This window comes from Streptomyces sp. NPDC059853 (genome assembly GCF_042731495.1).
Lineage (GTDB): Bacteria > Actinomycetota > Actinomycetes > Streptomycetales > Streptomycetaceae > Streptomyces.
The window spans coordinates 1-3,780 of sequence record NZ_JBHWJL010000404.1 but is presented as its reverse complement, the minus strand read 5'-3'; the positions used below and the strand labels follow the sequence as shown (position 1 = coordinate 3,780).

4 protein-coding genes are annotated in these 3,780 nt (G+C 74.8%); 2 read left to right on the top strand and 2 right to left on the bottom strand.

The annotated features are described in order from the left end of the window. Positions 1–856: cell division protein ZapE (gene zapE, locus ACFV5N_RS25760; protein WP_385604325.1), on the top strand; the 856-nt coding region annotated here is incomplete at its 5' end. Between the two features lie 67 nt (positions 857–923). Further along, positions 924–1,766, top strand: coding sequence for a PPK2 family polyphosphate kinase (locus tag ACFV5N_RS25755; RefSeq protein WP_385604322.1), 843 nt, complete (start codon positions 924–926; stop codon positions 1,764–1,766). Between the two features lie 48 nt (positions 1,767–1,814). Here the strand turns inward: ACFV5N_RS25755 and hemQ are convergent, their stop codons facing one another. Together hemQ and hemG are read right to left on the bottom strand one after the other, a co-directional pair. Next, the gene (hemQ, locus tag ACFV5N_RS25750) at positions 1,815–2,531 is read right to left on the bottom strand and encodes a hydrogen peroxide-dependent heme synthase (protein ID WP_385604319.1); all 717 of its coding nucleotides are present in this window, start codon (positions 2,529–2,531) and stop codon (positions 1,815–1,817) included. A 4-nt stretch (positions 2,532–2,535) separates the two neighbouring features. Further along, on the bottom strand, positions 2,536–3,780 hold a 1,245-nt coding region (gene hemG, locus ACFV5N_RS25745), incomplete at its 5' end, for a protoporphyrinogen oxidase (RefSeq protein WP_385604316.1).

The window sequence follows — 3,780 nt, the reverse complement described above, 5'->3', positions numbered from 1 at the left end:
TGGACGGCGCGGACTGTCCCGCCGCGCGCCGCGCACCCCGGCGCGCACCACCCCGCGCGGGGTGTACCTGGACGGCGGCTACGGCGTGGGCAAGACCCATCTGCTCGCCTCCCTGTGGCACGCCACCGACGCCCCGGCCGAGCGCAAGGCGTTCGGCACCTTCGTCGAGCTGACGAACCTGGTCGGCGCGCTCGGCTTCCAGCAGACCGTCGCCACCCTGGCCGGGCACCGGCTGCTGTGCATCGACGAGTTCGAGCTGGACGACCCGGGCGACACCGTGCTCGTCTCCTCACTGCTGAGCAAGCTCGTCGGCCACGGCGTGGCACTGGCCGCCACCTCCAACACCCTGCCCGGCAAGCTCGGCGAGGGCCGGTTCGCGGCGGCCGACTTCCTGCGCGAGATCCAGGGGCTGGCCGCGCACTTCACCCCGCTGCGCATCGACGGCGAGGACTACCGGCACCGCGGCCTGCCCAAGGCCCCGGCGCCGCGCACCGACGACGAGGTGACCCGCGCGGCGTACGCCACCCCGGGCGCCTCGCTGGACGACTTCGGCGACCTGCTGGCCCACCTCGCCCGGGTGCACCCGAGCCGCTACGGCGCGATGTGCGAGGGACTGACGGCGGTCGCGCTCACCGGTGTGCACCCGGTGCCCGACCAGTCGACCGCCCTGCGGCTGGTGGTGCTGGCGGACCGGCTGTACGACCGGGAGGTGCCGGTGCTGGCCTCCGGCGTGCCGTTCGACGCGCTGTTCAGCGAGGAGATGCTGGCCGGCGGGTACCGCAAGAAGTACTACCGGGCCATCTCCCGGCTGACCGCCCTGGCCCGTGACGCCGGGCGGCTGGTGCCCGCCTCCTGAGGCGGCCCGCCCCGGCCGCCGCGCCGCCCCGGTGGCGCGGCCGGGCGCGCCGCCGCATCATCGGGGCATGGCGAACGGGCTGCGGGACCTGCTGCGGGTGACACCGGGCGGCCCGGCGCGGCTGGGCCACCGGGACCCGGACGACACCCCCGGCTTCACCGGCAAGAAGGGCAAGGCGCGCGACGAACTCGGCGCGATGGCCCCGCTCCTCTCCGACCTCCAGGAACGGCTGTTCGCGCCGGCCACCGGCGGTGCCAGACAGCGGCTGCTGCTGGTGCTCCAGGGCATGGACACCTCCGGCAAGGGCGGCACCGTCAAGCACGTCATCGGCCATCTGAACCCGGCCGGCTGCCGGATCAGGGCCTTCAAGGCGCCCACCCCGGAGGAACTGGGCCACCACTTCCTGTGGCGGATCAGCAACGGCCTGCCGCGCGCCGGCGAGATCGGCATCTTCGACCGCTCGCACTACGAGGACGTGCTGGCGGTGCGGGTCCACCACCTGGTGGACAAGAGCGTGTGGTCCCGGCGGTACGCGGAGATCAACGCCTGGGAGGAGGCGCTGACCCGGGACGGCCTGGTGCTGGTGAAGGTGTTCCTGCACATCGGCAACGAGGAGCAGCGCGCCCGGCTGCTGCGGCGTCTGGACCGCACCGACAAGCACTGGAAGTTCAGCCGGAACGACATCACCGAACGCGCCCTGTGGCCGCACTACCGCAAGGCGTACGAGGCGGCGCTGGAACGCTGCTCGACGGAGGCCGCCCCCTGGTACGTGGTCCCGGCCAACCGTCGCTGGTACCGCAACTGGGCGGTCAGCCGGCTGCTGCTGGAACACCTGCGGGAGATGGACCCGCGCTTCCCGCCCGGCGACTTCGACGTGGAGGAGGCCCGGCGGCGGCTGCTCGCCGAGTGAGGGGCCGCGGGGCGGGGCGGACGGCGGTCCGCCCCGGGCCCGCGCGGCTCAGGCGAGGGTGGCCACCAGCTCCGCGACCGGCTTGCGGCGGCCGGTGTAGAAGGGGATCTCCTCGCGCACGTACAGCCGCGCCTTCGAGCCGCGCAGGTGGCGCATCAGGTCGACGATGCGGTGGAGTTCGTCCGCCTCGAAGGCCAGGATCCACTCGTAGTCGCCCAGCGAGAAGGACGCCACCGTGTTGGCCCGCACATCCGGGTAGCCGCGCGCCATCTTCCCGTGCTCGGCCAGCAGCGCCCGCCGCTCCTCGTCCGGCAGCAGGTACCAGTCGTAGGAGCGCACGAACGGGTAGACGCTCACGTAGTCGCGGGCCTCCTCGTCGGCGAGGAACGCGGGGATGTGCGACTTGTTGAACTCGGCCGGCCGGTGCAGCGCCATGTTCGACCAGACCGGCTCCAGCGCGCGGCCCAGCCGGGTGCGGCGGAAGAGGTTGTACGCCTCCTGGAGCGCGTCCGAGGTCTCCGCGTGCCACCAGATCATGACGTCGGCGTCGGCGCGCAGCCCCGAGACGTCGTAGGTGCCGCGCACGGTGACGTCCTTGCCCGCCAGCTGCTCGAACAGGTCGGTGACCTCCTCGGCGATGCCGGCCCGGTCCTCGGGCAGCGTGTCGCGCAGCCGGAACACCGACCACAGGGTGTAGCGGATGACCTCGTTGAGGTCCTTGGCACGCTTGCCCGCGTTGGGGGCCTTGTCGGGTGCAGCAGTCATGTCCTCATTCTCCTGTCTCCTCGCGCGGCCCGGTCTCCGGGGTGAGCAGTTCCCGGGCGGCACGCGTGCCGCTCGCGACGCACGCCGCGATGCCGACCCCGTCGTACGCGGCCCCGCACAGCCGCAGCCCGGGCAGCGCCGCCAGATAGGAACGGACGCGGGCCACCCACGCCGGGTGGCCGACCTGGTACTGGGGCAGCCCGTCGTACCAGCGGGTCACCACGGCGTCGACGGGCTCGGCCGCGAGACCGGTGGCCTCGGCGAGGTCGGCGCGGGCGGCCCGGACGAGTTCGGCGTCCTCCCACTGGAGCGGCCCGGCCTCGCCGTAGCGGCCGATCGACGTCCGCAGGATGAACAGCCCGGGATCGGCGGCCGCGGCCCAGCCCCACTTGCTGCTGGTGAAGGTGGCGGCCTTGATGGTGCGGCCCTCGACGGCGGGCACCAGGAAGCCGCTGCCGCGCGGCAGCCTGGCCAGGTCGGCGCGCCGGAAGGCGAGGGTGACCAGGGCCATCGACGCGTACTCCAGGGCGGCGAGTTCGCGCCCCGCCGCCGGGGCCTCGGCGGCCAGCAGCCGGGCGGCGGCCCCCGCCGGCACCGCCAGGATCACGCCGTCCGCCGTGAGCGAGCGGCCGTCCGCGAGGGCGGCGGCCCAGCCGCGCGCGGTGCGGCGCAGGCCGGTGACGGAGACGCCGCTGACGAGGGTGGCGCCCGCCGCCCGACAGGCGGCGGCCACCGCTTCGGGCAGCCGGCCGATACCGCCGTCGATGCCGTTGAAGACCGGCCCGGCGGGTGTGCCCTCGCGCGCCTCCTCCTGCTGCCGCTGCACGGCGCGCACGGCGGCCAGCAAGGTGTCGTGGGTGCGGGCGGCCTCGTAGAGCTGGGGCACGGCGGCGCGCAGCGAGATGCGGTAGGCGTCGCCCGCGTAGACGCCGCCGAGCAGCGGCTCGACGAGCCGGTCGACCACCTCGTGGCCCATCCGTTCGGCGACCAGGGCACCGATCCCGGCGTCCTCGCCGATCCGCAGCGGGGGCAGTTCCGCGTCGCGGGCGATCCGGGCGAGGCCGGTGTCGGAGAGGACACCGGCGAGGGCGGCGGCGCTGCCGGGGACCCCCATCACATGGCCCTTGGGGAGGGGGCGCAGCGCGCCGCCGGTCCAGATCGCGGCGCCGACCGGGGCGGGCGGGTGCAGGGCGTCGCCGAGACCGGCCGCCTCGGCGAGTTCGACGGCCTCGGGGCGGCGGGCGAGGAT

Excerpts from the sequence above, each read along its gene's own strand:
- ACFV5N_RS25755 (WP_385604322.1), top strand. The coding sequence starts at position 924 with ATGGCGAACGGGCTGCGGGACCTGCTGCGGGTGACACCGGGCGGCCCG.
- hemQ (WP_385604319.1), bottom strand. The coding sequence starts at position 2,531 with ATGACTGCTGCACCCGACAAGGCCCCCAACGCGGGCAAGCGTGCCAAG.